Annotated in this window: 25 protein-coding genes; 16 read left to right on the forward strand and 9 right to left on the reverse strand. The window is 65.8% G+C overall.

The window, feature by feature from the left end; all coding sequences use genetic code 11:
- The first annotated feature begins 155 nt into the window (after positions 1-155).
- Entirely contained in the window at positions 156-443 is a 288-nt protein-coding gene (locus ABS78_RS12505; RefSeq protein WP_293379435.1) for a hypothetical protein, read from the forward strand.
- Positions 444-480: 37 nt separating this feature from the next.
- Here ABS78_RS12505 and ABS78_RS12510 read toward each other — a convergent pair whose 3' ends face one another.
- Positions 481-1,386, reverse strand: a complete 906-nt coding sequence (locus ABS78_RS12510) for a DUF3883 domain-containing protein (protein ID WP_293379437.1) — start codon at positions 1,384-1,386, stop codon at positions 481-483.
- A gap of 240 nt (positions 1,387-1,626) precedes the next feature.
- On the opposite strand from ABS78_RS12510, the gene ABS78_RS12515 reads away from it, so the two are divergent.
- From ABS78_RS12515 to arsA, 3 genes are all read left to right on the forward strand, one after another.
- A complete protein-coding gene (locus tag ABS78_RS12515) occupies positions 1,627-2,154 on the forward strand; it encodes a DNA cytosine methyltransferase (protein WP_363083172.1) in 528 nt (175 codons plus the stop codon).
- A 227-nt stretch (positions 2,155-2,381) separates the two neighbouring features.
- Positions 2,382-2,579, forward strand: coding sequence for a carboxymuconolactone decarboxylase family protein (locus ABS78_RS12520; protein WP_293379440.1), 198 nt, complete (start codon positions 2,382-2,384; stop codon positions 2,577-2,579).
- A 26-nt stretch (positions 2,580-2,605) separates the two neighbouring features.
- Complete coding sequence (gene arsA, locus ABS78_RS12525) at positions 2,606-4,396, forward strand: arsenical pump-driving ATPase (RefSeq protein WP_293379443.1); 1,791 nt, start codon at positions 2,606-2,608, stop codon at positions 4,394-4,396.
- On the opposite strand, the gene ABS78_RS12530 is transcribed toward arsA, so the two are convergent.
- Both ABS78_RS12530 and arsH read right to left on the reverse strand, forming a co-directional pair.
- Positions 4,391-5,707: a hypothetical protein gene (locus ABS78_RS12530; RefSeq protein ID WP_293379446.1), complete on the reverse strand. Its 1,317-nt coding sequence runs from the start codon at positions 5,705-5,707 to the stop codon at positions 4,391-4,393. The two genes, arsA and ABS78_RS12530, sit on opposite strands and share 6 nt — an antisense overlap.
- Positions 5,707-6,441 (reverse strand): arsenical resistance protein ArsH, encoded by a 735-nt coding sequence (gene arsH, locus ABS78_RS12535; protein WP_269628573.1) that lies wholly within the window; start codon positions 6,439-6,441, stop codon positions 5,707-5,709. Before arsH ends, ABS78_RS12530 begins: the two co-directional genes overlap by 1 nt.
- A gap of 62 nt (positions 6,442-6,503) precedes the next feature.
- Here arsH and ABS78_RS12540 point away from each other — a divergent pair, with 62 nt between their 5' ends.
- The 5 genes from ABS78_RS12540 to ABS78_RS12560 are packed head-to-tail and all read left to right on the forward strand — an operon-like array spanning position 6,504 to position 9,506.
- The gene (locus tag ABS78_RS12540; RefSeq protein ID WP_269628574.1) at positions 6,504-6,857 is read left to right on the forward strand and encodes a metalloregulator ArsR/SmtB family transcription factor; all 354 of its coding nucleotides are present in this window, start codon (positions 6,504-6,506) and stop codon (positions 6,855-6,857) included.
- A gap of 9 nt (positions 6,858-6,866) precedes the next feature.
- Positions 6,867-7,385 carry an arsenate reductase ArsC gene (locus tag ABS78_RS12545; protein WP_269628575.1) on the forward strand — a complete coding sequence of 173 codons (519 nt, stop codon included), beginning with the start codon at positions 6,867-6,869 and terminating at the stop codon, positions 7,383-7,385.
- 38 nt (positions 7,386-7,423) lie between these two features.
- Positions 7,424-8,494, forward strand: a complete 1,071-nt coding sequence (gene arsB, locus ABS78_RS12550) for an ACR3 family arsenite efflux transporter (protein ID WP_269629338.1) — start codon at positions 7,424-7,426, stop codon at positions 8,492-8,494.
- 5 nt (positions 8,495-8,499) lie between these two features.
- Positions 8,500-8,913, forward strand: a complete 414-nt coding sequence (gene arsC / locus ABS78_RS12555; RefSeq protein ID WP_269628576.1) for an arsenate reductase (glutaredoxin) — start codon at positions 8,500-8,502, stop codon at positions 8,911-8,913.
- Positions 8,910-9,506, forward strand: coding sequence for a hypothetical protein (locus tag ABS78_RS12560; RefSeq protein ID WP_269628578.1), 597 nt, complete (start codon positions 8,910-8,912; stop codon positions 9,504-9,506). Before arsC ends, ABS78_RS12560 begins: the two co-directional genes overlap by 4 nt.
- A 12-nt stretch (positions 9,507-9,518) precedes the next feature.
- On the opposite strand, the gene ABS78_RS12565 is transcribed toward ABS78_RS12560, so the two are convergent.
- Entirely contained in the window at positions 9,519-10,589 is a 1,071-nt protein-coding gene (locus tag ABS78_RS12565) for an ArsO family NAD(P)H-dependent flavin-containing monooxygenase (protein WP_293379449.1), read from the reverse strand.
- A 171-nt stretch (positions 10,590-10,760) separates the two neighbouring features.
- On the reverse strand, positions 10,761-10,964 hold the full coding sequence (locus ABS78_RS12570) for a helix-turn-helix transcriptional regulator (RefSeq protein WP_269628580.1): 204 nt from the start codon (positions 10,962-10,964) through the stop codon (positions 10,761-10,763).
- Between the two features lie 123 nt (positions 10,965-11,087).
- Here ABS78_RS12570 and ABS78_RS12575 point away from each other — a divergent pair, with 123 nt between their 5' ends.
- Complete coding sequence (locus ABS78_RS12575) at positions 11,088-11,723, forward strand: hypothetical protein (RefSeq protein WP_269628581.1); 636 nt, start codon at positions 11,088-11,090, stop codon at positions 11,721-11,723.
- Here the strand turns inward: ABS78_RS12575 and terL are convergent, their stop codons facing one another.
- Genes terL through ABS78_RS12590 form a run of 3 tightly spaced genes read right to left on the reverse strand, consistent with a single transcriptional unit; the run spans position 11,724 to position 14,980 of the window.
- Positions 11,724-13,172 (reverse strand): phage terminase large subunit, encoded by a 1,449-nt coding sequence (terL, locus tag ABS78_RS12580; RefSeq protein WP_269628582.1) that lies wholly within the window; start codon positions 13,170-13,172, stop codon positions 11,724-11,726. It lies immediately after the preceding gene.
- Positions 13,165-13,587 carry a DUF5681 domain-containing protein gene (locus tag ABS78_RS12585; protein ID WP_293379452.1) on the reverse strand — a complete coding sequence of 141 codons (423 nt, stop codon included), beginning with the start codon at positions 13,585-13,587 and terminating at the stop codon, positions 13,165-13,167. The genes terL and ABS78_RS12585 overlap by 8 nt, the downstream gene beginning before the upstream one ends.
- 10 nt (positions 13,588-13,597) lie before the next feature.
- Positions 13,598-14,980, reverse strand: a complete 1,383-nt coding sequence (locus ABS78_RS12590; RefSeq protein WP_293379455.1) for a DNA methyltransferase — start codon at positions 14,978-14,980, stop codon at positions 13,598-13,600.
- A 585-nt stretch (positions 14,981-15,565) separates the two neighbouring features.
- Between ABS78_RS12590 and ABS78_RS12595 the strand changes: the two genes are divergently transcribed.
- From ABS78_RS12595 to ABS78_RS12605, 3 genes are read left to right on the forward strand one after another with little or no spacing between them, the layout of a single operon-like run.
- A complete protein-coding gene (locus ABS78_RS12595) occupies positions 15,566-16,345 on the forward strand; it encodes a Hachiman antiphage defense system protein HamA (RefSeq protein ID WP_293379458.1) in 780 nt (259 codons plus the stop codon).
- Positions 16,329-19,838, forward strand: coding sequence for a DEAD/DEAH box helicase (locus tag ABS78_RS12600; RefSeq protein WP_293379461.1), 3,510 nt, complete (start codon positions 16,329-16,331; stop codon positions 19,836-19,838). Before ABS78_RS12595 ends, ABS78_RS12600 begins: the two co-directional genes overlap by 17 nt.
- A gap of 43 nt (positions 19,839-19,881) precedes the next feature.
- Entirely contained in the window at positions 19,882-20,790 is a 909-nt protein-coding gene (locus ABS78_RS12605; RefSeq protein WP_293379464.1) for a hypothetical protein, read from the forward strand.
- A 10-nt stretch (positions 20,791-20,800) separates the two neighbouring features.
- Here the strand turns inward: ABS78_RS12605 and ABS78_RS12610 are convergent, their stop codons facing one another.
- The gene (locus ABS78_RS12610) at positions 20,801-23,425 is read right to left on the reverse strand and encodes an AAA family ATPase (protein ID WP_293379467.1); all 2,625 of its coding nucleotides are present in this window, start codon (positions 23,423-23,425) and stop codon (positions 20,801-20,803) included.
- Positions 23,426-23,911: 486 nt separating this feature from the next.
- Here ABS78_RS12610 and ABS78_RS12615 point away from each other — a divergent pair, with 486 nt between their 5' ends.
- The 3 genes from ABS78_RS12615 to ABS78_RS12625 all read left to right on the forward strand — a co-directional run.
- Positions 23,912-24,187, forward strand: a complete 276-nt coding sequence (locus ABS78_RS12615; protein WP_293379470.1) for a DUF3489 domain-containing protein — start codon at positions 23,912-23,914, stop codon at positions 24,185-24,187.
- A complete protein-coding gene (locus ABS78_RS12620) occupies positions 24,184-24,615 on the forward strand; it encodes a DUF2924 domain-containing protein (protein ID WP_293379473.1) in 432 nt (143 codons plus the stop codon). Before ABS78_RS12615 ends, ABS78_RS12620 begins: the two co-directional genes overlap by 4 nt.
- Positions 24,612-25,051 (forward strand): recombinase family protein (locus ABS78_RS12625; RefSeq protein ID WP_293379476.1); only part of this gene is annotated, 440 nt, incomplete at its 3' end. The genes ABS78_RS12620 and ABS78_RS12625, both read left to right, overlap by 4 nt.

Below are 25,051 nucleotides of genomic sequence, written 5' to 3' on the forward strand. Positions count from 1 at the left end.
AGGCCGGCTCGGCTACACCACGGCATCCCACGTACCGCCCTGCGGGACAGGCCACACTCCCCCAGCCCCGCGACCGCCACGGAATGGACGTGTGTCGGCGGAGTGAGCCGTTTGAGAGCCGGAGCTTGGTGTGAGCTGTGCGAAGGCAACGCAAGGTGCACTTCGCGTACGTCGGACTCCCGCTTGTTCGAGCGCACTACTATCACCGCGACATGAGGGGATCGTACTCCATCAAGGCGGTGCTCCCGGTGGTGGCGCCGCATCTCTCCTACTCGGACCTGGAGGGTGTGCGGGATGGGCAGGGCGCGCAGATCGCATATCTTGAAGCCACCGCGCCGGAAACGACGCTGCAACGCCGAGTCCAGCTGCATGGCCAGCTCAGCAGCTATTGTGGACTCGATACCCTGGCCATGGTCGAGCTGGTGCGGGCGCTTTCGGCATGAAACGCTTGGATGAGGTGGTGGTCCACCTCCTTCGGCCTCATCCGAGCAGAATATTGAAGAGGATTGGCCTGGCCGTCCAATCACCCTCAGCGAGGCGCGCGGCAGGGTTCTGGATTGCCTGCACCTGCGCGCGATCGGTCAAACAATTTGCCACAAGATAGAGCCAGAATTTATCGCCATGAGTTTGGGCCGCACGAAGTTCGCCGGCGGTGAAGTCGATGCTGGTGAAGGCTGCGGACACGGTTCCTTTCACCTCGACGCGCTGCAGTTCACCGGATGAGTCGACATAGTCGATGTCCCAGCCCGGCCTTTCGCCCTCGGCGGCTCGGTGCACCAAAGTTGCTGGGCCCAGAGTATGACGAATGAAGGCGAGGGCGGCGCGTTCAGCCCAATCGCCAACTTCCTTAGCGCGCTTGGATTTCCGGTAGCCACCATTGGCTCCGCCGCCCACAGTTTTGCCTCTGGGTACGATCAGGTTATCGGCGGCTTGCGGCGTGGCTGGCTGTGGAACGATGGTCGGGGCGCTTGTGCCCGTCGGGCGTCCGGCGGCCGCGACAATCCGTTCAAACACGTCCTGATCGAGGGTGCGGACGCCGTTGCGCCACATGTTTGGGGCGATCTGCTCGTAGAAGACGCCATCCGGCTTGGCGGGGACGGGCGGTGTAAACGGCACATAGTCTTCAATGGTGCAGAACCAGGACGGCCGCGAACTCCCCGTTGTTGCAGGATCTTGCCGGATTTCCCCGATCCGGCCGCGACCAAAGTATTCGGCCTGGCCGCGAGGACCATCCTTCCGGTGAACGCCGCGGTAGTAGACGAATGGTTCGCCCGTCCGGATCTTGTTCTTGTACTGATTGGGGTAGTGATACTGGACGCCCGTGATGTCGTTCCAGGCGTGGTCGGGATTGAGAACAACGTCGTTGGTGGTCAGGACAATCGGCATCAGGCGGTTCTGTATGAGAATGGCGGACGCCAAATGGGCAACCGTATTCATTACAGTGGCACGTCGATGTGAGGCGGCGCCAGCCTCTGAACTGGCCAGCACGGGTGGCTGACGGTTGCAGGCGTAGACGTCACACGCGCTGTTCGCTTGCCCGCCTGCCCACCGGCTGCCCGATGGGTTCGTTCATGCTATGTCCCGGAAGCGCAACTCGCGCCCTGCTTGATTCGGAATTGAGCGTCGGTGACGGATTTCAGCTTCTACGAGTTTTTCGCCGGCGGCGGCATGGCGAGAGCTGGCCTAGGGCCGGGCTGGACGTGCCTGTTCGCCAACGACTTCGATCCGATGAAGGTTCGCGCCTATGCTGACAATTGGGGCGACGAGCATCTTGTCTGCGAGGATGTGGCCAAGATCGCTGTGGCCAACCTTCCGGGTCTAGCCGACCTCGTCTGGGCCTCGTTTCCTTGCCAGGACCTTTCGCTAGCCGGGGACTACAAGGGACTTGGTCGTCACGATGCCAACGAAGTCACCCGTTCGGGAACCTTCTGGCCGTTCTGGCGACTGATGCAGGACCTGAAGAGGGAGGGGCGTGCTCCGCCCGTCATCGTACTCGAGAACGTGCTCGGCGTGCTGACCTCAAAGCGGGGCGCCGACTTCGCTGCGATCGCAGAGACCTTAGCAGCCAGTGGATATTGCTTTGGTGCGCTCGTGCTCGACGCCCGGTGGTTTGTCCCCCAGTCGCGGCCGCGGGTGAGCCCATGGGCTTCTTGAAACGTCCCTTCGGCTTGGATCGTCCGCAATCCCGCGACGCCTCCGAATCCTCCCAACGCTCAATGATCGTCCAAAGCTCCAGCGAACAGAGCGGCGACGTGATGGATCGCTACTATGACAGTATGGGGCGCATCCAGGCGGCTAGGCATGCCTCCACGACCATCCCAGCAGGGAAGCCTTGAGCCAGATCATTAGCGGGAGCGGGCCTGGCCCCTAAGTTTTTATGTATGAAGCGCATTCTCTTCCTTTGCGTCACCAACTGCGTCGCTTACCACACCAAGATGGCGCACCAGCACGGCGCCACCCGGGAAGAGGTCGCCGAGACGGCCGCGCTGGCCATCTACATGGGCGGCGGCCCGGCGGCGGTGTACGGGGCCGACGCGCTGCGCGCTTATGACCAATTCAGCGCCATCGGCGGTGGCTAGATGCGCCCGTGTGCGCGGCACGGCCAATGACCAGCAAATCGCGCCCACAGACGCTGCTGGAGGTGCTCGACCGGGGGCCTAGGCACCTGTTCTTCACCGGCAAGGGTGGCGTCGGCAAGACCTCGCTGGCCTGCGCCAGCGCGGTCCAACTGGCCGACGCCGGGCGTCGCGTGCTGTTGGTGAGCACCGATCCGGCCTCAAATCTCGACGCGGTTCTGCAGACGGAACTGGCAACCGCCCCGAGAGCGGTCGCCGGCGTCGAGAACCTTCAGGCGATGAACATCGACCCTGAGCAGGCGGCCCGAGACTATCGGGAGCGGACGACCGCACCCTATCGCGGCGTCCTGCCGGCCCACGACCTGGCGGCGCTTCAGGAACGGCTGTCCGGGGCCTGCACGACCGAGGTCGCCGCCTTCGACGAGTTCGCGCTGCTGGTCAGCGACCCCGAGAGAACAGCGGCGTTCGATCACATCATCTTTGACACTGCGCCCACGGGGCACACCCTACGGCTACTCGAACTGCCGGCGGCCTGGAGTGGGTTTCTGGAAACCGCGCCGGGGGACGTCTCCTGCCTGGGCCCCCTGTCGGGCCTGAAGACGCAGCACGACCGCTATGCGCAGACGCTCGCGGCCCTGGCTGATCCCGCCCTGACGGCGATGGTCCTGGTCGCGCGCCCCGATCGTATCGCCCTCCTCGAAGCCGCCCGGACCCGGACCGAACTGCACGGCCAGGGTATGGACAACCAGCTGCTGGTCATCAACGGCGTCTTTCACGCGACCGATCCCAGCGATCCGCTGGCCGTCGCCTTCGAACGCCGCGGCGCTTCCGCCCTGTCGCAGATGCCGCACGAGCTGATCGGGCTGCCGCGAACCGACATCGCGCTGCGTCCCACCAACATGGTGGGGCTCGACGCCCTGCGCTCGCTTCTGAAGCCGGCGGAACGGCTGACGCCGAGTCCACCCGCGCCCGTCACCGTGCCGTCCGGCGTGTCCAGCCTGTCCGCACTGGTCGACGAGATCGCCCGGTCCGGGCATGGCCTGGTGATGGTCATGGGCAAGGGGGGCGTCGGGAAGACCACCGTGGCCGCCGCGGTCGCCATCGGCCTGGCCAAGCGTGGACTGCCGGTGCATCTGACCACTACCGATCCGGCGCAGCACATTCGCGAGACCCTGCAGTCCGAACTCGTCGGGCTGCGCGTGAGCTACATCGACCCAAAGCAGGAAGTGCAGCTCTACCGGGCGCGCACGGTAGAGGCGGCGCGATCGACGCTGTCCGCCGAGAAACTCGCGCTCCTTGAAGAGGAGTTGAGATCACCCTGCTACGAGGAGGTCGCCGTGTTCCAGGCGTTCTCCCGCATCGTCATAGCCGGACGCAAAGAGTTCGTGGTCATGGACACGGCCCCGACCGGCCACACGCTTCTGCTTCTCGATACGGCGGGAGAATACCACCGACAACTGACCCAGCACCCGGTCAGAGGCGTCCGAATCCGAACGCCTCTGATGCTGCTGCAGGATCCGGACTTTACGAAGATTCTGATCGTCGCCCTGCCTGAAACGACCCCGGTGCTTGAGGCGAGCGCCCTCCAGGATGATCTCCGCCGAGCGCAGATCGAACCGTTCGCCTGGGTGATCAACGGGAGTCTCGCCGCCGCGCATCCGAGCGATCCGGTGCTGCGAGCTCGGGCCGCCGCCGAAATATCGCAAATCCGCAAGGTCAGGGGGCACCTCGCGCGACGGGTCGCCCTGATCCCGTTCCAGATTGAGGAGCCGGTCGGCATCGACCGCCTGGGCGCTCTCGCCATTGACGGAGGGTCATGACGCGCACACGGGAAGGGGGCCGGGCCGCGCATCCCCGGCGCTCAGGGTCTTCATGACGACCACGGGCGCAAAGCCCCCGCCCGGCGTGCGGAAATTGGTCGTCTGCCCCTGGTAGAGGCGCGCGGCCGCTAGGAGCGTCTCGCCGGCATAGGTGTAGAGCCGGACGTCCAGCTTCCGGGTCTGCGGGTCGCCCTCCACCTGGACCCGCCGCGCACTCGGCGCGGCGAAAGCCTGGGCGATGAAATCGCCCTCCAGGATGCCCGCCCAGGCCCCGCGCGTCAGCTTGTCGCCGCGATAGACCGCCTTGCCGGCATGGCCGCCGGCGGGCTTAAAGAACAGCGACTTCCGTTCCGCCCAGAGCTCCGCGGCGTTGCCCGCCGTCACCCGCTTCGCCTTCGGAAGCGCTGCAAGGATCCGACGCTGCTCGGCGTCGACACCTAAGGCTTCGAGTTGCTCGGGATCCGAGAGGAGGGTGAGGTTGCGCTTGTCGGCTAGCAGCGCGTGGTTGCGCGGGTTGGGCGTCACGACGACGGCGTCGGCGAGATAGGCCTGCTTCAGCGCGGCAGACTGCGGGCGGTCGAAGGTGAAGTCGACGAGGCGGTTGTAGACGAGGTCGATATTGAGCTCCCCCAGGACCAGACGTCCTCTGTCGAAGCGAAGATCACCCGGATCGGCGATCACCGCTTCGAGGCCCTGGCGCGCGAAGAACGCCTGGGCCAGCAGGAACTCGGGATAGAGGTATTGGTCTGCTGGAGCATCATCGACGATGGCGACGACCCTCGGGCGGCCGGTTCGACCTTGCAGTTCCCATTCGGCCGAGAACATCCCCCACACTGCAGCTTCGAAGTCCGCCAGGGGATCGGCAGCGGGGACCAGCGCGCGGACCTCGGGACAGCAGGCGACCTGGGCCTGCGCCAGAAGCGCATTCAGGAAGGCCCCGCCGGCGTTGGTATTGACCTCAATCAGCTTGGGGCCGGTTGGCGTCAGGTGGAAGTCGTAGCCCATGAACGCGCCGCGTGGGCCGGTGGCGACCTTGGCGATTTCCGGCGCCCAGGCGAGAACCGTCTCTTGATAGCTCGCGAGTTGGGCCGTTGCTTCGATGGCCTGGACGATCTTGCTCATCGCCGCCAGGTCGGCCTCGGACAGGAAGACCGGCGCGCTGGAGAAGAGATGGGCCCGGTGCTGCTTGAGCAAGTTGACGGGCACGACGTCGGCCGCCGCCTGCTCGACCGCGGCCCAAACCTGGGCTTGGTCGATGTCGATGCAGAAGCAATCCTGGTTGAGCCGCTCCTCCAGGGTGAGCGAGTTCATCAGCCGGCCTTGCGCTCATGGATCATCGCCATGGCTCCCAGTTCATCGCCAGCCGTGACGCGGCCGTCGGCCTTACGCTCACTGTAGCGGTCGACGAGGTAGTCCGCGCGGTCGCGCGTCAGCAGGGTGAATTTGTAGAGTTCCTCCATCACGTCCACGACGCGGTCGTAGTAGGCCGACGGCTTCATCCGGCCGTTCTCCTCGAACTCCAGATAGGCCTTGGCCACCGAGGACTGGTTCGGGATGGTGATCATCCGCATCCAGCGGCCGAGCAGCCGCAGAGTGTTCACGGCGTTGAACGACTGCGACCCGCCGCTGACCTGCATCACCGCCAGGGTCCGCCCCTGGGTCGGTCGCACGCTGCCGACCTCGAGCGGAATCCAGTCGATCTGGGCCTTCATCACGCCGCTGATTGCGCCGTGGCGTTCGGGGCTGCACCAGACCTGTCCCTCCGACCACTGTGACAGCGCCCGCAGTTCCTGCACCTTCGGATGGTCCGGCGTCTCGGCGTCCGGCAGCGGCAGGCCGCGCGGATCGAAAATCCGGGTCTCGGCGCCGAACCGCTGTAGGATGCGCGCGGCCTCTTCGGTTAGGAGGCGGCTGTAGGACCGTTCCCGCAAGGAGCCGTAGAGCAGCAGGATCCGGGGCGGATGGGTCGAGACCGCAGGCGGCTCCAGCTTCTGCAGCGTCGGCGTGTCGAGGAACTGCGGCTGCAGGGCGGGGAACTCGGACATCATGGCCTCAAAAGAAACGCGAGCGACTTCCAACTGTCGCAATATTCTTATATCGTGGAAATATGGAAACGAAACCTGCCGTCGCAATCCTCGCCGCCCTCGCGCACGAGGGCCGCTTGGCCACCTTCCGCCTGCTGGTGCAAGCCGGATCGCAAGGTTTGGCCGCCGGCGAAGTCGCGAGGCGGCTCGACGTGCTGCCGAACACACTTTCCGCCAGCCTCAGCGTGCTGAGCCACGCGGGCCTGATCACTTCGCGCCGGGAGGGCCGCTCGGTGATCTACTCCGCCAACTATGACGCCATGCGCGAGCTGCTCGCCTTCCTGATGGAGGACTGCTGCGCAGGCACCCCCGAAATCTGCGCGCCGCTTGCCGCCCTCGCCAGCCAGGGCTGCAAGGCCGAAGCCCTGCGCGCTTGAGGAACCGCCATGACCGACAAGATCTACAACGTCCTCTTCCTCTGCACCGGCAACTCGGCGCGCTCGGTGATTGCCGAGGCGCTGATGAACCGAGAGGGCCGCGGCCGCTTCAAGGCCTTCTCGGCCGGATCGATGCCGACCGGGCGCGTCAATCCTCATACGCGACCGATCGTCGAGAGCCTGGGTTTCGACTTCGGCGATTTCCGCTCGAAATCCTGGGAGGAGTTTGCCCAACCCGGCGCGCCTGTGCTCGATTTCATCTTCACCGTCTGTGACAACGCCGCCGGCGAGGTCTGCCCGGTCTGGCCGGGCCAGCCGATGACCGCCCACTGGGGCGTGCCGGACCCGGCGGCGGTCGAGGGTTCCGAGGCCGAGATCGGCGCGGCCTTTTCCGAGACCGCTCGGCTGCTGGGCAATCGGATCCGCCTGTTCCTGAACCTTCCGCTCGACAAGCTCGACCGGATGTCCCTGCAAGCTAGGCTTCGCCAGATCGGCGAAGCCGCCCATGAGACGAATCCCGCCCAATGACCATCGCAACGCCGGCCGTCGCCGAGGCCCCCAAGCCCATGTCCCGCTTCGAGCGCTTCCTCACCGTTTGGGTGGCGTTGTGCATTGTGGCCGGGGTCGGCCTCGGTCACCTCTTCCCAACCGCTTTCCAGTCGATCGGCTCGGCCGAGGTCGCCAAGGTCAACCTGCCGGTAGCGGTGCTGATCTGGCTGATGATCATCCCGATGCTGATGAAGGTCGACTTCGGCGCCATGCGCCAGGTCGGCCGGCACTGGCGGGGTATCGGGGTGACCCTGTTCGTCAACTGGGCGGTAAAGCCGTTCTCAATGGCGGCCCTGGGCGCCTTCTTCATCGGATACCTATTCCGGCCCTACCTGCCGGCCGGAGAGATCAACAGCTACATCGCCGGCCTGATCCTACTGGCGGCGGCGCCCTGCACCGCCATGGTGTTCGTCTGGAGCAATCTGACGCGCGGCGAGCCCAATTTCACGCTCAGCCAAGTGGCCGTGAACGACGCGATCATGATCGTGGCCTTTGCGCCCATCGTCGGCCTGCTGCTCGGCCTCTCGGCGATAACGGTGCCGTGGGAGACCCTGCTGATCTCGGTGGGCCTCTACATCATCGTGCCCGTCGTGATCGCCCAACTGCTGCGCACGGCGCTCATGCGGCGTGGCGGCGAGGCGCACCTCCTGCAAGTCCTGGGCAAGATCGGTCCGGTCTCGCTGACGGCACTACTTGCCACCCTGGTGCTGCTGTTCGGTTTCCAGGGCGAGCAGATCATTTCGCAGCCGGCGATCATCGCGATGCTCGCCGTGCCGATCCTCATCCAGGTCTACTTCAACTCGGCCCTGGCCTATTTCCTGAACCGGTTCACCGGCGAGGCGCACTGCGTGGCCGGCCCTTCGGCTCTGATCGGCGCCAGCAACTTCTTCGAGCTCGCCGTCGCCGCCGCCATCAGCCTGTTCGGCTTTACCTCCGGCGCGGCGCTCGCCACCGTGGTCGGCGTGCTGATCGAGGTGCCGGTGATGCTCACTGTCGTCGCCATCGTGAACCGGTCGAAGGGCTGGTACGAGCGCGGCGGCGCAGTTCAACGGGTGGCGGCGCAAAGCGCCCCGCCGATCATACGGTGACAGCCATGTCCGATTTCCCGATCACCATCTTCCACAATCCGGCTTGCGGCACCTCCCGCAACACGGTGGCCATGGTCCGGGCCGCCGGCTACGAGCCGGAAGTCGTCGAGTACCTGCAGGCCGGTTGGACGAAGCCCCAGCTTAAGGACCTGCTCGCCGCCATGGGCGCAGGTCCGCGCGACATCCTGCGGGAGAAGGGTACGCCCGCGGCCGAACTCGGACTCCTGGCCCCCGGCATGTCGGATGAGGCGATCCTGGATGCCATGGTCGAGCACCCCATCCTCGTGAACCGGCCGATCGTCGTCACGCCCAAGGGCGTGAAGCTTAGCCGCCCGTCGGAAGTGGTGCTCGACCTGCTGGAGCGGAAGCCTGAGAGCTTCATCAAAGAAGACGGCGAGGTCGTGCGACTGCGCGCATGACGCGCTTCGCCTCGACCGCAATGGCGTCGGCCGCTTGGGGCGTGGCGGGTGTCGCGGCGGCGCTGCTCCTGGTTCAGCTTCTCGCGCCCTTGGGGGCGACGGGGTCGTTACTGGCGTTGTCGGCGGCGGCCGGTTACGCAAGCCTGACGGAGTTCGGCGCGCGGCGGGGGCGGGATCCGGCGCTCGGCTCGCTGGCCGAGGCCGCAGCGGCCGGTCTGGTCCAGTTTCTGGGTGTCTGGACGCTTATAGCGCTTACCGGGCCCTGGGCGGCCCAGGCCGATGAGTTCCTCACGACCACGCGCTTTCGATTCTACGCCGCCGTGGCGCTGGGCGGCGCCTTCACCGTTTCGCTGCTGCTGCGGCTGGTCGCGCAGCGGCGCCCGGATCTTCCGGGACGACTTCTCGTCCAGGGCATGACCTTCTGGGTGAGCCCGTTCTTTGGCTTCTTCAGCCCGGTGGTGTTCGCGGCCATGTCGGTCTCTGGCTTCGGCGGAGCGCCGACTGGTTTGGCCGGGCTTGGTGTCGCGGCGGGTATGGTCGCGACGCATCTCGCCGGCCGCTTCCTGGCCGATTGGTTCACCGAAGCCCGCTGACCTTGAGGTGCCCTAAGCCGGCGCAAGCGCCTCGGCGATCTGGCGCGCGGTGTCACGTGCGGATCGCATGACGCCCGTCAAGGTCGCGGACGCAAAGCCCGTCCACTCGCCATAGCCGACTAGCCACAGGCGCGGCTCCTTGACTGAGCGCGTGCCCTCGACCGCCACACGTCCGGACGGTTCAACTACGTTCAGGTCGGCCAGATGCTGCAGGGCCGGTCGGAAGCCGGTGCACCAGATCACTGCATCCACCTCGGTTTCCCGCCCGTCGGGCCACACGACACCGCGAGGGGTGAAGCGCCCGAAAGGACGGACCGCCTTCAGCACGCCGCGGTCGCGGGCCGCCCTCACGGGCGGCACCATGACGACATCGCCGAGCCCGCCCGGAGGCGGCGCGTCGGCGCCGATCCCTTGCTTTGCCTGCCAGCGAGCGGTGGCCCGCTCGAACAGCACGCGGCCGTCCACGTCATCCGGGAGGAAGGTCGGCGGTTCCGGTGTCACCCAGGTTGCGTCGGCGACCTGCGACACCTCGGCGAAAATCTGCGCCCCGCTGTTGCCGCCGCCGACCACCAGTACCCGTTGGCCCTTGAAGACCTCGGGGTTTCGATATTGCGCCGAGTGGATCTGCACGCCTTCGAAGCGCGGCTGGTCGGGATAAGGCGGCCAGTAGGGCGCGCGCCAAGTGCCGGTTGCGCTAACCACGGCTCGAGTTCGCCATGTGGCGGGGCAGGTCTCGACCACGAGCGCACCCGCCTCCGCGTGGACGAGGTCAACCTCGGCAGGCCGGATGACCGGCAGTTCGTAGCGCGCCTCATACGCGGTGAGATATGCGATCACCTCATCGCGGGTCGGATAGGCTTCGCCGCTTGACGGCATGGGCCAACCGGGAAGCGAGCTCCACTCAGCGGGCGAGAACAGCCGAAGCGAGTCCCAGCCGTGGCGCCAAGCCCCGCCGGGGTCGGGCTCGCCATCGACGATCGCAAAGCGCAGGCCAGTCCGGCGCAGGAAATATCCTATGGCGAGCCCAGCCTGGCCGCCGCCGATGACGATGACGTCGAAGCTCGTTGGAGAGGACTTCGTCATGCGTATTTGCCTCCTGTAGTCGGCAATACCTCAAGATGGAGCCTGGGGCGCTGCTCAGCATCCCCCGCCGGTCTCTCGATTTTCTGAGACTGGAAGTTGATAGTTGACCCCGAGCGCCGGCGGTAGCGGCCGGCTGGCCGAAGCCGGCGCGATGCTTCGCGACCCAAATACCTAGCCGACGAGCTCTGCCAGCGGCGCGGCCAGAGCCCCGGCGATCTTCTCCAGCACAGTGATCGTCGGATTGCGAACGCCCCGCTCGACGCCAGAGACGTAGGTGCGATGCACGCCTGCGCGGTCGGCGAGGTCCTCCTGCGAGATGCCCTGAGCCTCCCGCAGCCGCTTCACGTTGAGCCCCACTCGCCGACGCACGTCCATGGCCCGAAGGGGCCGGGACGCAGCCTTTTGATCTACAGCCTATGAGTCTCAATTGAGTTGACTGCTCGCCACTGCGTATGGCTGCTCAACCTCCAGTGAGACTCATAGGATACGGAGAAAGCAATGGGTGCGGGCGGCCAGAGCCAAGACGAACAGGCGAAGGGGATACTGGCGCCGGCCAGCCAGAAGGTGTGGGTGATCACCATCGGGGTCGCCTGCCTGATCGCGGGCGTCATTATCACCAACACGCGGAATGGCGGAGACGAGCATAAGAGCGTCGTCGGGAGCGCAGACACCTCGGCGGCCTCCGCCACCCTGACAGAGGAAGCGACCGCCATCTGGACGCAGTTCGAGACTTCGGCTCAGGCTTGCGATCAGGCGAGCGACCGGGTGAAGGCCGAACTGCAATCGCCGGACGGGACGCCCTATTCGACCTATCCCCTGGCGAAGGACGCCGTCTATGCCTGCGACGCCGCCACGAGCGCCATCTTCGCGCTTGAGCCGCCGAAGGGCGCGCCGGACGCCCTGAAGGCGGAGTTTCAGACTGCGCTCAGCGCCTGCTACCGGGCCTACCGGGGCAAGCAAAACGTCTTCCAGCGCCTCACCAAAGTCTTGGACGGCGACGCGCGGCCATCGACCATGCAGGCGGTTCAGAACGAGATGCAGACGGCCGAGGGCCACATGGTAACCTGCGTGCCCGGCCTGATGGCCGCCGTCGAACAGGCGACCGGCAAGTTCCCCGAACCCGCACAGCGGTGATCACCGCCGCACCACCTCTCGGCGCTCGACCACCTGTCTTCGCTCAGGCGTTCGGCGCACCAGCGGCCCGCTACGGGCGTTGCGGCCGGTAAGATAGTCGAGCGCCTGGCTGGTCGCATCGACCTGGTCGTCGTGCTTGCCAGCAGGGAAGGCGAGCAGCTCCCTCACATACTCCCCCAGCCAGGGCGCTTCCTGGGGCAGGTGTACCTGTCCCGCTTCGAAGCGCGCGGACTGCGCCTCCAGTCGCACGCGCTTCTCATGATAGGGCCGGATCAGGATCGGGCGCAGAAGGCCGGCCCGCCGCAAGTCCTGCCCCAGCGCCCGCCCAAGCTCGGTGTCTTCGATGATGGTCGTGTCGGCCTCCCAGCGCATGGCGACATCAACGATGGTGCGACGCAGATCCGGCGCCTCCAGCCGGTCGCGCACGACATCGAGCAGATAGTAGTCGAGCCCCTTGGCGCCCCACACCTGACCGACCGACCAGTCCGAGGTCTCGTTCAAGGTCGAGGCCGTATCCCAGGAGACGATGACCCGGTCGAAGGTCTCGGGCAGGGCGTCGCAGTACCTCAGCCACTCGCGCCGAATGACGTTGCCGCCAGCCGGCGCCGGCTGCTGCTGGTACTGGGCCTGGAAGAGCAGACTGCCCTGGGCGCGGCGAAGCTCGTTCAGCACCTCGATCGGTTCGCGCTCGGGCATGAGGAGATCGCCAGCGCGCCGACAATGCATGTCGCCGCGACGACCACTTAACGGGTGGACCGTGTCCTCGGTGGCGATGGCGGGGAAGGAGACCACCTCCCAGTCACCGCGCTCCAGCACGTGGCCGACGAGATCGTCTTCGTGCAGCCTCTGCATGATGATCACTACCGCCCCGCGGGTCTTGTCATTGAGACGGGTGATCAGGGTGTTGTCGAAGAAGTCATTGACCCGCCGGCGCGACGCCTCCGAGAGGGCGTCCAAGCCCTTCAGAGGGTCATCGACAATGATGACGTCCGCTCCGCGGCCGAGGATTGCGCCGCCCACGCCCGAGGCGAAGCAGGAGCCGAAGCGCGAGGTTCGAAGCTCCAGATCCCGGAGCCGGGCCATCTGGGTGTCGGGGAACAGCGACTGATACCAGTCGCTCTCGGCGATTGCCCGACGCTTGATGCTGAAATCCCGCGCCAGGTCCTCGGTGTGCGAGACGCAGATCATCTTCAGGGTCGGATCATGCCCCCAGAGGAACATCGGCCAGGCGATGGTCGCCAGGACCGATTTTCCCGACCTAGGCGGGACATTAATGATCAGCCGGCGGCATTCGCCGCGCATGACGCGGGCGAGCTGCCAGGCGATCGCCTCGTAATGCCAGCCCATGACGAACTGGGTTCCGGGATCGATGTCCCGGAACACGCGCTGTACGAAGGCCAGCAGATCCTGACGTAGAACGGCTTCGAGAAGCCTTGTCCGATCAGACACAGGCGCCTCCGCGGCCGAGCCGTCGCAGCGCTTCGGCGAGGAGTGCGGCGTCCTCGTCGGTCATGCCCTCGCCGTCGGCGTCGGTCTTCGGCTCCAGGGCCGAGAGCATGTCGACGATCATCGGAAAGGTCCTGATCGCGATCTTTGGATCGTTGACGGCGGCCCCCATCATGCGGCGAAGGACCGCTTCCATGACCGTGAGTTCCCGGTCGCCCGCTGAGATTGAGCTTTTCAGGACCTCGACGAGGATCTGGTGGAGCTCGTCCTTTAGCGACGGCGGCTTCTTCGCCCGCCGTCCCGCGGGGTTAGGGGATGGGCCGCCCTTCTTCCACTGGTGCTCCTTGCCGATGTTCTTGTAGCCGGGCTTGCCGTCACCGGGCTGACGGCCGGCAGGCTGATTGCGGTGCTTTCCCATGACGGCGACCTCACGCGGCGGCCGCGGACGAGGCCGCGCGCTGGTCGAGGAGGGCCTCCAGGGTGAGGCCGGTCTCCTCATGGATCATGGGGCGATCCACGACCGCCTGCAGCCGGCGAACCGCCACCTCGAAGTAGATCGGGTCGATCTCGACGCCGACGCCCACCCGGTTCACCCGGTTGGCGGCGACGACCGTGGAGCCGGTGCCCATGCAGGGATCGAGGATCACGTCGCCAACGTTCGTCACGTCCAGGATCGCCTCGGAGAGGAGCTGGACCGGCTTGACGGTGGGGTGGGCATCCAGCGCGGCCTTTCGGTCGACGCCGAACTGAGCCATGCCACTGCTGGACCACAGGGTCGTCCGATTGCGGCCGTGCTTGCCGAGCTGGACGTTGTTGACGGCGATGCGCTCGCCCTTGGCCAGCACCAATACGAACTCCACCTGGTGGCGATAAAGGCCGCCCATGCCGCCGGCGGTCTTATCCCACGCCACCGTGCAGATGTGGCTCAAGCCCAGCGATCGCGTGGCCTGGGTAAGGCCGTACATTCCGCGGTGGTCGATGAAGAGGAAGACCGCCCCGTTCCGGACGACATGCGGCGCCGACGCTCCCAGCAACTCGGTGAAAAAGCCGATCGCCTCCGGCTCGCTCATGGAGGCGCCTTCGACGAAGTCCTTATGCTTGGCGCTGACGACGCCCTCGATCGGCACCAGGCCGTAGGGCACGTCGGAAAACAGCATCTGCACCGCCTTGCCGCCCACGGCCTGGGCGATGACGGTCGGGTCCTTCGCGTCGCCGCAGACCAGCCGGTGCATCGGTGCGCCATCGGCGGGCCCGAAGATGAAGGCGTCGCCGTGTTGTAGGAGGGAGGTCTTCTCCGCCGTGGGGATGTCTGCGTCGGCCGGCTGGTCGAAGCCGGAGAGAAGCAGGCCGTCGATCTTGCCCATGGGAAGCAGGGTGTGGGCGACCAGATCTGGGTCGATCTGGATCAGTCCTTCGACGCTGAGCTTGAGCTGCTCGACGTCCCATTGCCCCATCTCGAGGAGGGCGTGATGGGCGATGCGGAACGTCTCGACCTCAGCCTCGCTCAGGTGGTCGGCGCGCTGGACGTAGACGGTGGTGTGGCCGAGCGTCTTCAGCGCCTCCCAGAGGAGGTGGCCGTCGATGATGCGATTGTCCTTATCGACCAATATCGGGGCGACTACGCTGAATCGGCGGATGGTCGAGACGAGTTTGTCGAGCTTGCCGCGCGGATGCTTCCGCACCCGGCGCTCGGCGGGTTTCAGCTGATCGATGGGGATCTGTGTGAAGGTGGAAGGACGCTCAGTTTGCAGAGCTGTCGAGGTCTGGGGGCGCTGACGAACGCGCACGGCGTTCGAGTTTGGCTGGGGCATTTGGGCCTCCGAGAAGACGTGAACCCGGCCATCGACGTCGTTCACCTCCTTTCAGAGGCGCCTGTTCGTCGATTGGCCAGCTTCGCCGCTGCTCGGAACCATTCGGTCCCAAAATGCCGCTCGCTGTCCGTTGGGTGTTCAGACCCACGCATACTGGCGACGATTCGGCGAATTGAGAAGATAGGGGCAGTTCATGCGTCAACTCGGCCCCTGCGCCACCCGAGGTGCCGTCGATGTGGGCGCAGTGGGCTCATCGATGAACTCGGCAACGTCCGCTGTGGGGGAAGGGGCTATCCACGCGACGTCAGCTTCACGGTCTCAGCACCTTGAACTATGAGCGGGTTCCTACTGGACGGACTTCCGAACCTCATAACCGACCCGGCCAGCCGCGAAGCCCCGCCGGCGATCATGATCGGCCTGTTCGGAGAAGTTCCCTGCGAGTAAGGACCGGTGGCACAGTGACCCGGGGCGTAATTGTTAGAACTTGCGAACACCACGTCGGGATGCAGCTTTGACGCTCCGAACACCGGCTTGTCTTTCGTTCGCGTCCGCGATCTCTTTTCGCGCTGATCGGACGGGCGGGGCATGGTGCAGTTCAACGATTGGTGTGTCTCGGTCGACCAGCCGGTCGGAAACCATTTCCGCCGAGTGATGACCGGCCAGGCCGCAAGGCTGCCGACCGGCATTCAGGCGACGGCGGCGATCGTCCGCGGCCACTATGCCTCGGAGGAGCAAGTCGCTCGTGCGCTGGCCCGTCTTGGCAAGCCTGCGGCTGCCGCGCTGATCGAAGGCAAGCTCCCGACGACCAAGGCCATACGATCCGGTGACCTTGGCGAGATCTACGCCACGGAATGGATCGACGCCCACAGTGGCGGCTATTGCGCACCGATCAAGCGGCTGCGCTGGAAGGACCACCGCAACATGGCGATGCGCGGTGACGACGTGATCGGCATTCTGCAGGATCCGCAGAGCCAGCGTCTCAGTTTCCTGAAGACCGAAGCGAAGAGCCGGGCCGCGCTTACGACGCAGGTGCTCACCGACGCCCGCGTCGGCCTCGACAAGGATGGCGGCCTGCCATCCGCCCACGCGCTATCCTTCATCTCGGCGCGACTGCTCGAGCTGGGCAATCTGCCCCTGGCCGATGCGATCGACGATGCGCTGCTGAAGCATGGCATCCCGACTCAGAGTGTCCGGCACCTGTTGTTCACCTTCTCGGGCAACGCCCCGGAAGCTCTGCTGACCGCCTCGCTCCAAGCCTATCCTGGCCCCTTCAACCAATGGGGCATCGGCCTGCACGTGGAGGGACACGCCGCCTTCATCGGCGCCGTATATGACCGAGTGATCGCCGATGCCAACAACGCCTGAGGCAATCGCCGCCGAGATAGCCGAAGCCGCGACCGCCGGTTTCCGCGGCCGCCTGATCGCCCGTGGCCAGGCGCGCGCCATGATCTGGCGCGACGGTGCTCTGCCGGCGGATGCGCCAGCCTTCGCGCCGCAGCTCAGCTACGATCTGCATTCCTATGGCTATGCGCTTCTCGGGCTCGGTCTGCGGCTTCGAGAATTAGGTGGCGATCCGGCGCGCGCCCGCACCGCCTTCGAGCAGGCGGCCACCGCGCTCGAGGCCGTTATGGCCAAGGGTGATCGCCTGGAGGTGGACCGCGACTTCCACTTCGTCATGGCGGCGGCCAGCTATCATCTCGCGCATCTGTCCGCTCGCGCCTACTCGCTGCTTGCGATCGTCCAGGCGGACGAGAACTTCGCGCCGGCGGAACGGATGCTCGCCCTCCTGATGCGGAGAGACTTCCGCGCCCTCCAGGCCAGCGTGCTGGATTATCGCGCTACAGGCCGCGGCAGTGATCAGCGGATCTCGGCTGACCTCCAGGCGCAGCTCGATCAGGCGGCGGACGCGGCCGATGGCGGCAATGATTTTCTCTTCGAAGGTCTCGACACCGCGCTGACCGACGGCTTCATGGCCGCGATGTCTCTGTTCCTCCTCGCGCTCGAACGTGGAGAACGGCCATTGGTCGATCTGGCGCTGGAGCGTCTGCGGACAGGGCTCGCGGTTTGCAGCGAATTGAACATGCTGCCGCAATGGTGGAGCCACCGCGTCGCGATCCACCTGCTGTCGGATCTCTGGTCCAGCACGTTCCATGAGAAGGTCCCGCTCCAGCCCGCCGGCGGCGGCGCGGCTGATTGGCCCAAGCTGCGCGAGTTGTTCATCGCGCTGCTGCAACGGCGATCGAAGGCCGAGGTCGACCTGTGGCCATCGCAGATCGAAGCCGCGATCCGCGCCGTCGATCAATCCGACGACCTCGTGGTTTCGCTCCCGACCAGCGCCGGCAAGACGCGCATCGCCGAACTGTGCATTCTGCGCTGTCTCGCGTGCGGTAGGCGGGTCGTCTTCGTCACTCCGCTTCGCGCGCTCTCGGCTCAAACCGAGACGACCTTGCAGCGGACCTTCGGTCCCCTCGGAAAGACGATCTCGGCGCTCTACGGCAGCATCGGGGCCAGCGGCTTCGACGAGGATGCGCTCCGCGAGCGCGATATCGTCGTCGCCACGCCGGAGAAGCTCGACTTCGCGCTGCGCAACGATCCCTCCCTCCTCGACGATGTCGGCCTGCTCGTGTTCGACGAAGGCCACATGATTGGCGTCAACGAACGCGAAGTTCGATACGAAGTGCAGATTCAACGGCTGCTTCGCCGTGCGGACGCGCAGCAGCGGCGGATCGTATGCCTATCCGCGATCCTGCCTGACGGCGACCAGCTCGAAGACTTCGCCGGTTGGCTGCGGCGCGATCATCCCGGCGGACTTATCAAGCTCGACTGGCGCCCAACCCGATTGCGCTTTGGCGAGGTCGTCTGGTCATCCTCCAGCGCCCGTCTCAACTTGCGCGTCGGAGAAGAGCGCCCTTGGGTCCAGCGTTTCCTGACAGGCGCCGCGCCTCCACATTGGATCCCGCCCAAGCGTCGCCGCACCCGCCTGTTTCCCGACGACCAGCGTGAGCTGTGCCTTGCGACCGCCTGGCGCCTGGTCGACGACGGCCAGACGGTTCTGATCTTTTGCCCGGAACGACGAAGCGTCGAACCGTTCGCGGACGTGATCGTCGACCTTCACGAACGTGGCGCGCTGCGCTCGCTGCTCGAGGCCGACCCCGTTGTCCTCGACACCGCGATCGCGCTCGGTACGGAATGGCTTGGTGCCGATAACGCGATCCTCAAATGCCTGCGTCTTGGCGTCGCCCTGCATCACGGCGCGCTTCCGACCGCGTATCGCAAGGAGGTCGAGCGCCTGCTGCGCGACAATGTGCTGAAGGTGACGATCTCCTCGCCGACGCTCGCCCAGGGCCTCAACCTGTCGGCTACGGCCGTCATCATGCACTCGCTTCACCGCTTCGGGGAGCGGATCGACGTCTCCGAATTCAAGAACGTTATCGGCCGCGCCGGGCGGGCCTATGTCGATGTGGAGGGCTTGGTGCTTTTCCCCATGTTCGACGACATCGCCAAGAAGCGCCGCAATTGGGAAGCGCTCATCGACGATCTCGGCGCGCGCAACATGGAAAGCGGGCTCGTGCAACTCGTCGGCGCGCTCCTGTCGCGCATGTACGCTCGGATCGGCGGCGACGTGGCCCAGCTCGTCGAATATGTAGTCAACAACGCCGCTGCGTGGACCTTCCCCGAAGTCGCCTACGAGAGGCCTGAGGACCGCGAGCGCGCGCTCGCGGATTGGCAGCGGCATGTCGCCACGCTCGACACGGCAATCCTCAGCCTCATTGGCGAGAGTGACATACCGGACGAGGGAATCGAGGCAGCGCTCGATGACATCCTTCAATCCTCGCTCTGGCACCGACGGTTGCTTCGCCAGAATGAGCCGGTCCAGCAGGCTCTCAAGGCCGGTCTCTTGTCGCGCAGCCGGCTCATCTGGAACCAGTCGACCGCGGCTCGCCGCCGCGGCTATTTCCTTGCCGGCGTTGGACTGACCACCGGCCAGGCGCTCGACGCGATCGCGGCGGAAACCAACCTCCTGCTCATCCAGGCCAACGGCGGCATCCTCGCAAATGATGCCGAGGCCGCGATCACCGCGATCACCGGCATCGCCGAACGCGTGTTCGCCTTCTACCCTTTCACGCCCGACCCCATGCCTGCCAACTGGCGCGACATCCTCCGCGCCTGGTTGCTCGGCCAGCCGCTTTCCGAGATGGCCGTCGGCCAGGAGTCTGAAACCCTGCAATTCGTCGAGGGCGGTCTCGTCTATCGTTTGCCGTGGGCCATGGAAGCGATCCGCGTCAGGGCCGCCGCCAACGGCGACACGGTCGGCATGTTCGACCTGCCGCTTGAAGATCATGAACTTGGCGTTGCTGTGCCGGCAGTCGAAACCGGCACGCTGAACCGCTCCGCCGCGATCCTCATCCAGGCAGGTTTCAATTCAAGGCTCGCCGCCATCAAGGTCGTCACCGACACCGGCGCGACGTTCGCGACGGGACAGGAACTTCGGCAGTGGCTCGGCTCGGACGCCGTCGCGGCCTGGAGTGCGCTGCCCGATTGGCCGACGGCCGAAACGCGGGCGATGTGGACCGAGTTCGCGCAGAGCTTCACCCCGCGTGCCAGTCGGACCTGGGCCGACCGCCGCTATTGGGCGAATGTCACCTGGCTCGGTGCTCCTCCGCCCCCTGGCACGCCGGTCAACGTGCATGATTGGGATGGCCAGCCGCGTGTCCTCGCCGCCGACGGAGGGCCGCTCGGCACAGTCCAGGCCGCGCTGAACCCCAACCGCGCCGGCCAGCTTCGCGCGCAAGTCGCCGCGGACGTCGCCCGAATCGACATCACTTACCTCGGACCGGATGATCTCACTGGCGCCTAAGCCCGTTGACGCCCTTCCTGATCTGCGGAAGTGAAAGGCGACCATGACCGACCACTACGCGCAGCTCGATCTCGAAGGTTCGCGGGTCGGAACCTGGGAGTTCACCGACACCGAGTGTTATCGACTCGACAGCGAGCCGCGGCGCGGCGGCCTCCATCACTACACCGCCGCCGACCAGGACGCCCTGTGGACGCTGCTAGGCGAGAAGAACGGCTGGTACAAGGAGGGGCCGACCGCCACGTTCCACCGCCTGGACCTTTTCGCCGGCAAATTTCACCGGCGCATGGCCCGTCCCGAACAGCCTGGCCGCGGCCGAGACAACATTTGGTATCCCGGTGAGGCGGAGGAACGCACAACCATCGCCAAGGCGCGCGGTCAGTTGGCTGTGCTGACGCGGAAGCTTGAGGAGCTCTGCCAGACCGTCCATCCAGAGGGCACCAACCTCGACGTCTACGGCCACGACATCCGCAACCTGTTGATCCTGGCCAGCACCGAGGTGGAGGCGCATTGGCGCGGGGTGCTGACCGCCAATGGCCAGGTGCTGGAGCGTCCGAACACGGCGGACTACGTGAAGCTCGCCGCCCCCATGCGCCTCCGCGAGTATTCGATTTCGATCGGCGCCTTTCCTTGGCTCGGGCCCATCGCCCCGTTCGGGAACTGGGGCACGACGGGTAAGCCGACTCAGGAGTTGGCTTGGTATGCGGCCTACAATGAGACCAAACACGACCGTGACGGTCAGTTTCCGCGCGCGACGTTGCGACATGCCATGGAGGCCGTCTGCGCCAGCGTGGTCATGACCGTGGCGCAGTACGGCCTCGAGCGCGCCCTAGGCGATGGGTCGCTGCTGATTGCGAATTACGCGCTCGTGGACACGCCCGATTGGAAACCGGCCGATCTCTATACGCCACCCTACGATGCTGCGGGGTGGACGGGCGTGCCGTTCGCCTTCTGACCGCCGGTCGTTACGCGGCCTTCTCCTGCCGGCTCCGGATGTCTGCGATCCACTTTTCCAGCGCTCCGATTTCGGCTGTGATCACCGATGGCGCGGGCAGCCGCGGATTGATTTCGCCGGGCTGACTGTGAAGGAGCGCCGAGCACCGCCCGAACGCGTCGCGCATGGCGGTACAATCGGTATCGGTGAGAACGGTGAGCTTGATGAGTCCCGTCGTATCCACCTTTCGGGACAGGCGGCGGATCACCGGCATGATCACTTCCTCGACGGCGCGTTCCCAGGTCGTGCGGAGCTGGTCCTGGAAGGATGTCACCTCGCGCAGCCATTTGGCCTGATCGCCGCGTTCGTGATGGATTTTCACGTTGGCGAGGTGGGCCTTCATTCCGTCGATCACCTTGTCGAGCGGCATGACATTTGCGGGCGGATCCTGATGGCAGTAGCCGGCGTTCTCGGCGCCCCGGCTGATCAGGCGGTACGCCACCGGTGTCGCGTCCCGGTCCTTGGTCGCCCGACACGCCTCATCAAGGAGAAGCAGGAACGCCATGTCGTGGGTGAACACGATCACCTGGCGGGTCTGGCCGGCCTCGGCCAATCGAGCGGCGACCTTATCGCGATGCAGATGGTCCAGCGACGAGACGGGGTCGTCGAACACGATCGCCGACTGCGCATCGATCGTCGACAGCTCCGCGAGAAAGGCCGCCAGCGCGACGCAGCGATGTTCTCCCTCGCTCAGGACTTTGCCGACCGGCTCGGTCGGCTTGTTGATCAGCTGGACCTGGAAAAACGGGACGCCGGCGGAGGTCTTGGCCTGCTGCAGTTCGATGGCGAGACCGGCGACTCCGAGCTTGTCCACCTCGATCGCGAACCTTCCCCGCAGGCGATTGGTGACGAGGGCCTGCGCGATGCGGGCGCTTTGGGTCGTGATCTTGTTGGTGGCGGTGTCCTTGCTGGCTTTCTCCGTCGTCTCGATGGTCCTGAGGCGATCGATCTGGGCGAGCACGTCGGCCTTCACCACGCCGAGCCATTTGCGGTCAGTAAGGCCGTCACGCTCGGCGATGAGCGCCGCGCGCTGAGGGGAGTTGGCCTCTGCCTGCAGGCCATCGATACGCGTGGCGATCCCGCGGAGGGCCGTGCGTAGGGGATCGAGGGAGACGGTGACTGAAGCCGGAAGAGCTGGCTGGGCCGCGAGGCAGTGGGTTCGCAGGATGGCGCGCAGTCGCCAAGCCAGCTGCAGGGTGTCGCGGCGAAGGGTCCTAGCGGCTTCCTCCTGACCGACATCATCGCGCATCGTCGCGACGATCGCGATAAGCGCCTTCATCGAGACGGCCTTTGACGAGACCTCCTCCAGCTTGTGGTCATACGCGTTCGCGGCTTCCTGCTCGCGCCGCTTGCTTTGGTCCTGCACGAACGCTTCGAAGCTGCTCAGCCTCTTTGCGGTCTCCTCACTGAGCGGCTGCTGACACAGAACGCAATGATCTCCTGTCGTGGCCGCGGGGAATGGCCGGTCAGGATAGGCGGACGCGCGAGAATAATCGCGGGCCGCTTCCCACAGAGCCTTCCAGACGTCGGAGCCGACGTCGGGGAGCGGCTCGTCGGCGAACAGGTTGGCGGAGGCGGCCGCGGCGGCGGAACGCGCGGTCGCGAGGTGCGTATGGGCCTCGCGCAGCGCTGCCTGATTTTCGTCCGTGGCGGCGGCCATGAGCTGGTCGAGCTTTTCGATCGCCGACCTGATACGGGCTTCCTGGCTCTGGAGCTGGCGAACCGTGCGCGCAGGGTCGCTGGCCAGGTCGGTGTTGAGCGTTTGCAGCCGAGCTTCTTCGTCGGCCGTCAGGCCCGCGAGCTTTTCGACGGCGTCCTGTTTCGTCTTTCCGGACAGGCCGGCGACCAGCTTGCCGACGGGCGTGTCTGGCTTGCATTCGGGCTTCGACAGGACCGCGGGGGTCTGCTCCTGCAGCGCCTTGATCTCGGCAGCCAGTTTAGCCCTCACATCCTGGCATGTCTGCGCGAGGCCTGCGAGGATCCGGAGCGGCAGTGGCGTGTAGGCGAGATCGTTAGTGTTCTCGACGTGGACATTGGCGGTGCGGGAATCGAAGACGCTGACAGCCGAGAGCATTGGGTCGGGCGCTTCCCCCTGCGTCCAGGATGCGCTTCGCTTCTGTCCGCCGATGAAGAAGTCGATGCTGGCGCTGGGGGTGCCGGAGCTAGCCGCGTAGATGTTCGGGAGGATCGCGTCGCCCTTCGGCGAGCGAGCCCGACAGAGTTGCTTCAGAACACGAGCATAGCCGGATTTGCCGGCGCCGTTGTCGCCGTAAATGACGGTCAGGCCCGCTTTGCCGAATGAGAGGCGCTCGCCCGGCGCCAGCGCGTTGACATGGGACAGGCCGTGAAGGGCACCGAGGCTGACGACAGCGTGGCTGGCTGAAGGGTCCCTGATGTGACTCGCGTCGAGCGGGACGGCGGCCGCATCGCCCTTGCAGATCGCGACGAGGGCCGTGATGTCGGCTGTCTCCAGCTTGGGCTGGCTGCATAGCCGCCGCAGCGCATCGCGTTGCCATGCCGGCAGGTCCGTCGACCATTTAAGGACGTCGGCGAGCGCCGCTGCCTCATTCGAGAGATCGTTCTCCTGCGCATCCATCGCTCTGCCCCCTTTGCGCCGCGTCTGGTGAGGCCGGCCGCTTCCCCGTATTGCTCAAAGCTCGATGGCTGGCGTCGCTCCGGACCGAGTGGGACAATCCAGCCGCCGGCGGTCAGTGCCAGCAAATTCATCCGAGCGCGCAGTCTGGGTCAGACGAGTTCGCACGGGCTGAGGCTCAGGAACATTGGATCACTATAACAAGCGTGCGACCGCGAACTACCCATGGCGATCTTCGCCAGGTCCGCTCCGAGAACCCCGCAGCTGAGCCGTGCGAACGTCCCGAAATTGGAGCAGTCTCAACGTCTGTAGATGGTGCGCGCCGACCATTGGGCGGCAAGAAAATCCAGCTCGACGTTCCAGGCAGCGTGGTCCTGAACACCGCTGGACTTCGGCCCGGAAGGGAGCGGTAGTGCACACACGCCCGGGGAGCCGGGCTCGTCTCAGTACGGGGACCGCGATGGGCGGCCTCGATGAACGGAGGCGAGTATGACCAAGCCAAAGACCAAGACCCAGTCCGCCGAGACCGCGCGCGCAGCCGGTGACGTCGCAGGCCCGAAGGGCAAGCTCGGCGCCCTGGTGGCGCTGCTGCTGCGCCCAGAGGGCGCGACGCTCGAAGCCATGCAGGCGGCGACCGGCTGGCAGGCGCATTCTGTGCGTGGCGCCATCGCGGGCTCGATCAAGAAAAAGCTCGGCTTCGACGTCACGTCGGAGAAGGCCGACGGCGGTCGAGTCTACCGTATCGCGAAGGGAGCCGGCGCGTGAGCGCCGGCGACCACCTGGCCGGGCTGGATGCTATGTCGCTTGCCGACTTGCGTGCCGCCTGGACCGAACGACTCGGCGGCGAACTGCCGAAGCTGCGCACACGGGAGCTGATGGCGCTGGCTCTGGCGCATCGACTGCAGATCCGGGCCGACGGCGATTTGTCCGGATCGTCAAAGCGCCGAATGGCCGAGCTGGCGCGAAGGTTCCGCGAAGACCGTGGCTACATGCCCACGCCCGGCCCGAACCTGAGACCTGGCACGACCCTGATCAAGGAATGGCGCGGCGTGCGTCATGAGGTCTGGGTTCTGGAGGAGGGTTTCAGCTACCTGGGACAGCGGTTCGGCTCTTTGAGCGAGGTCGCCCAGCACATCACAGGCACAAAGTGGAACGGCAGGGTGTTCTTCGGCCTGAAGGAGCGGCGCCGATGAGCGTCGTGCGCCTGCGCTGCGCCATCTACACCCGCAAGTCCTCGGAGGAGGGGCTGGAGCAGAACTTCAACAGCCTGCATGCCCAGCGGGAGGCCTGCGAAGCCTATGTGCTATCCCAGGCCGGTGAGGGCTGGAACGCCGTCAAAACGGCTTACGACGACGGTGGCTACTCGGGTGGCTCTATGGATCGGCCTGGGCTGCAGCAGCTCATGGCCGACATCCAGCGCGGCCTGGTCGACGTCGTGGTGGTCTATAAGGTCGACCGTCTGACCCGCTCGCTGGCCGACTTCGCCAAGATCGTCGAGCTGTTCGACACCAAGGGTGTCTCCTTCGTTTCGGTCACCCAGGCCTTCAACACGACCTCCAGCATGGGGCGCCTCACGCTCAATGTGCTGCTCTCCTTCGCCCAGTTCGAGCGGGAGGTGACCGGCGAGCG

Source organism: Phenylobacterium sp. SCN 70-31 (assembly GCF_001724605.1).
In the GTDB taxonomy this organism is placed as follows: Bacteria; Pseudomonadota; Alphaproteobacteria; order Caulobacterales; family Caulobacteraceae; genus Phenylobacterium.

What these genes read in the sequence shown, in the direction of transcription:
- arsH (WP_269628573.1), bottom strand. Translation starts at nt 6,441, where the DNA reads ATGTCCGAGTTCCCCGCCCTGCAGCCGCAGTTCCTCGACACGCCGACG.
- ABS78_RS12575 (WP_269628581.1), top strand. Translation starts at nt 11,088, where the DNA reads ATGGGTGCGGGCGGCCAGAGCCAAGACGAACAGGCGAAGGGGATACTG.
- ABS78_RS12510 (WP_293379437.1), bottom strand. Translation starts at nt 1,386, where the DNA reads ATGCCGATTGTCCTGACCACCAACGACGTTGTTCTCAATCCCGACCAC.
- arsA (WP_293379443.1), top strand. Translation starts at nt 2,606, where the DNA reads ATGACCAGCAAATCGCGCCCACAGACGCTGCTGGAGGTGCTCGACCGG.
- arsC (WP_269628576.1), top strand. Translation starts at nt 8,500, where the DNA reads ATGTCCGATTTCCCGATCACCATCTTCCACAATCCGGCTTGCGGCACC.
- ABS78_RS12600 (WP_293379461.1), top strand. Translation starts at nt 16,329, where the DNA reads ATGCCAACAACGCCTGAGGCAATCGCCGCCGAGATAGCCGAAGCCGCG.
- ABS78_RS12520 (WP_293379440.1), top strand. Translation starts at nt 2,382, where the DNA reads ATGAAGCGCATTCTCTTCCTTTGCGTCACCAACTGCGTCGCTTACCAC.
- ABS78_RS12590 (WP_293379455.1), bottom strand. Translation starts at nt 14,980, where the DNA reads ATGCCCCAGCCAAACTCGAACGCCGTGCGCGTTCGTCAGCGCCCCCAG.
- ABS78_RS12540 (WP_269628574.1), top strand. Translation starts at nt 6,504, where the DNA reads ATGGAAACGAAACCTGCCGTCGCAATCCTCGCCGCCCTCGCGCACGAG.
- ABS78_RS12595 (WP_293379458.1), top strand. Translation starts at nt 15,566, where the DNA reads ATGGTGCAGTTCAACGATTGGTGTGTCTCGGTCGACCAGCCGGTCGGA.
- ABS78_RS12585 (WP_293379452.1), bottom strand. Translation starts at nt 13,587, where the DNA reads ATGGGAAAGCACCGCAATCAGCCTGCCGGCCGTCAGCCCGGTGACGGC.
- arsB (WP_269629338.1), top strand. Translation starts at nt 7,424, where the DNA reads ATGTCCCGCTTCGAGCGCTTCCTCACCGTTTGGGTGGCGTTGTGCATT.
- ABS78_RS12545 (WP_269628575.1), top strand. Translation starts at nt 6,867, where the DNA reads ATGACCGACAAGATCTACAACGTCCTCTTCCTCTGCACCGGCAACTCG.
- ABS78_RS12530 (WP_293379446.1), bottom strand. Translation starts at nt 5,707, where the DNA reads ATGAACTCGCTCACCCTGGAGGAGCGGCTCAACCAGGATTGCTTCTGC.
- ABS78_RS12605 (WP_293379464.1), top strand. Translation starts at nt 19,882, where the DNA reads ATGACCGACCACTACGCGCAGCTCGATCTCGAAGGTTCGCGGGTCGGA.
- ABS78_RS12615 (WP_293379470.1), top strand. Translation starts at nt 23,912, where the DNA reads ATGACCAAGCCAAAGACCAAGACCCAGTCCGCCGAGACCGCGCGCGCA.
- ABS78_RS12570 (WP_269628580.1), bottom strand. Translation starts at nt 10,964, where the DNA reads ATGGACGTGCGTCGGCGAGTGGGGCTCAACGTGAAGCGGCTGCGGGAG.
- ABS78_RS12560 (WP_269628578.1), top strand. Translation starts at nt 8,910, where the DNA reads ATGACGCGCTTCGCCTCGACCGCAATGGCGTCGGCCGCTTGGGGCGTG.
- ABS78_RS12610 (WP_293379467.1), bottom strand. Translation starts at nt 23,425, where the DNA reads ATGGATGCGCAGGAGAACGATCTCTCGAATGAGGCAGCGGCGCTCGCC.
- ABS78_RS12565 (WP_293379449.1), bottom strand. Translation starts at nt 10,589, where the DNA reads ATGACGAAGTCCTCTCCAACGAGCTTCGACGTCATCGTCATCGGCGGC.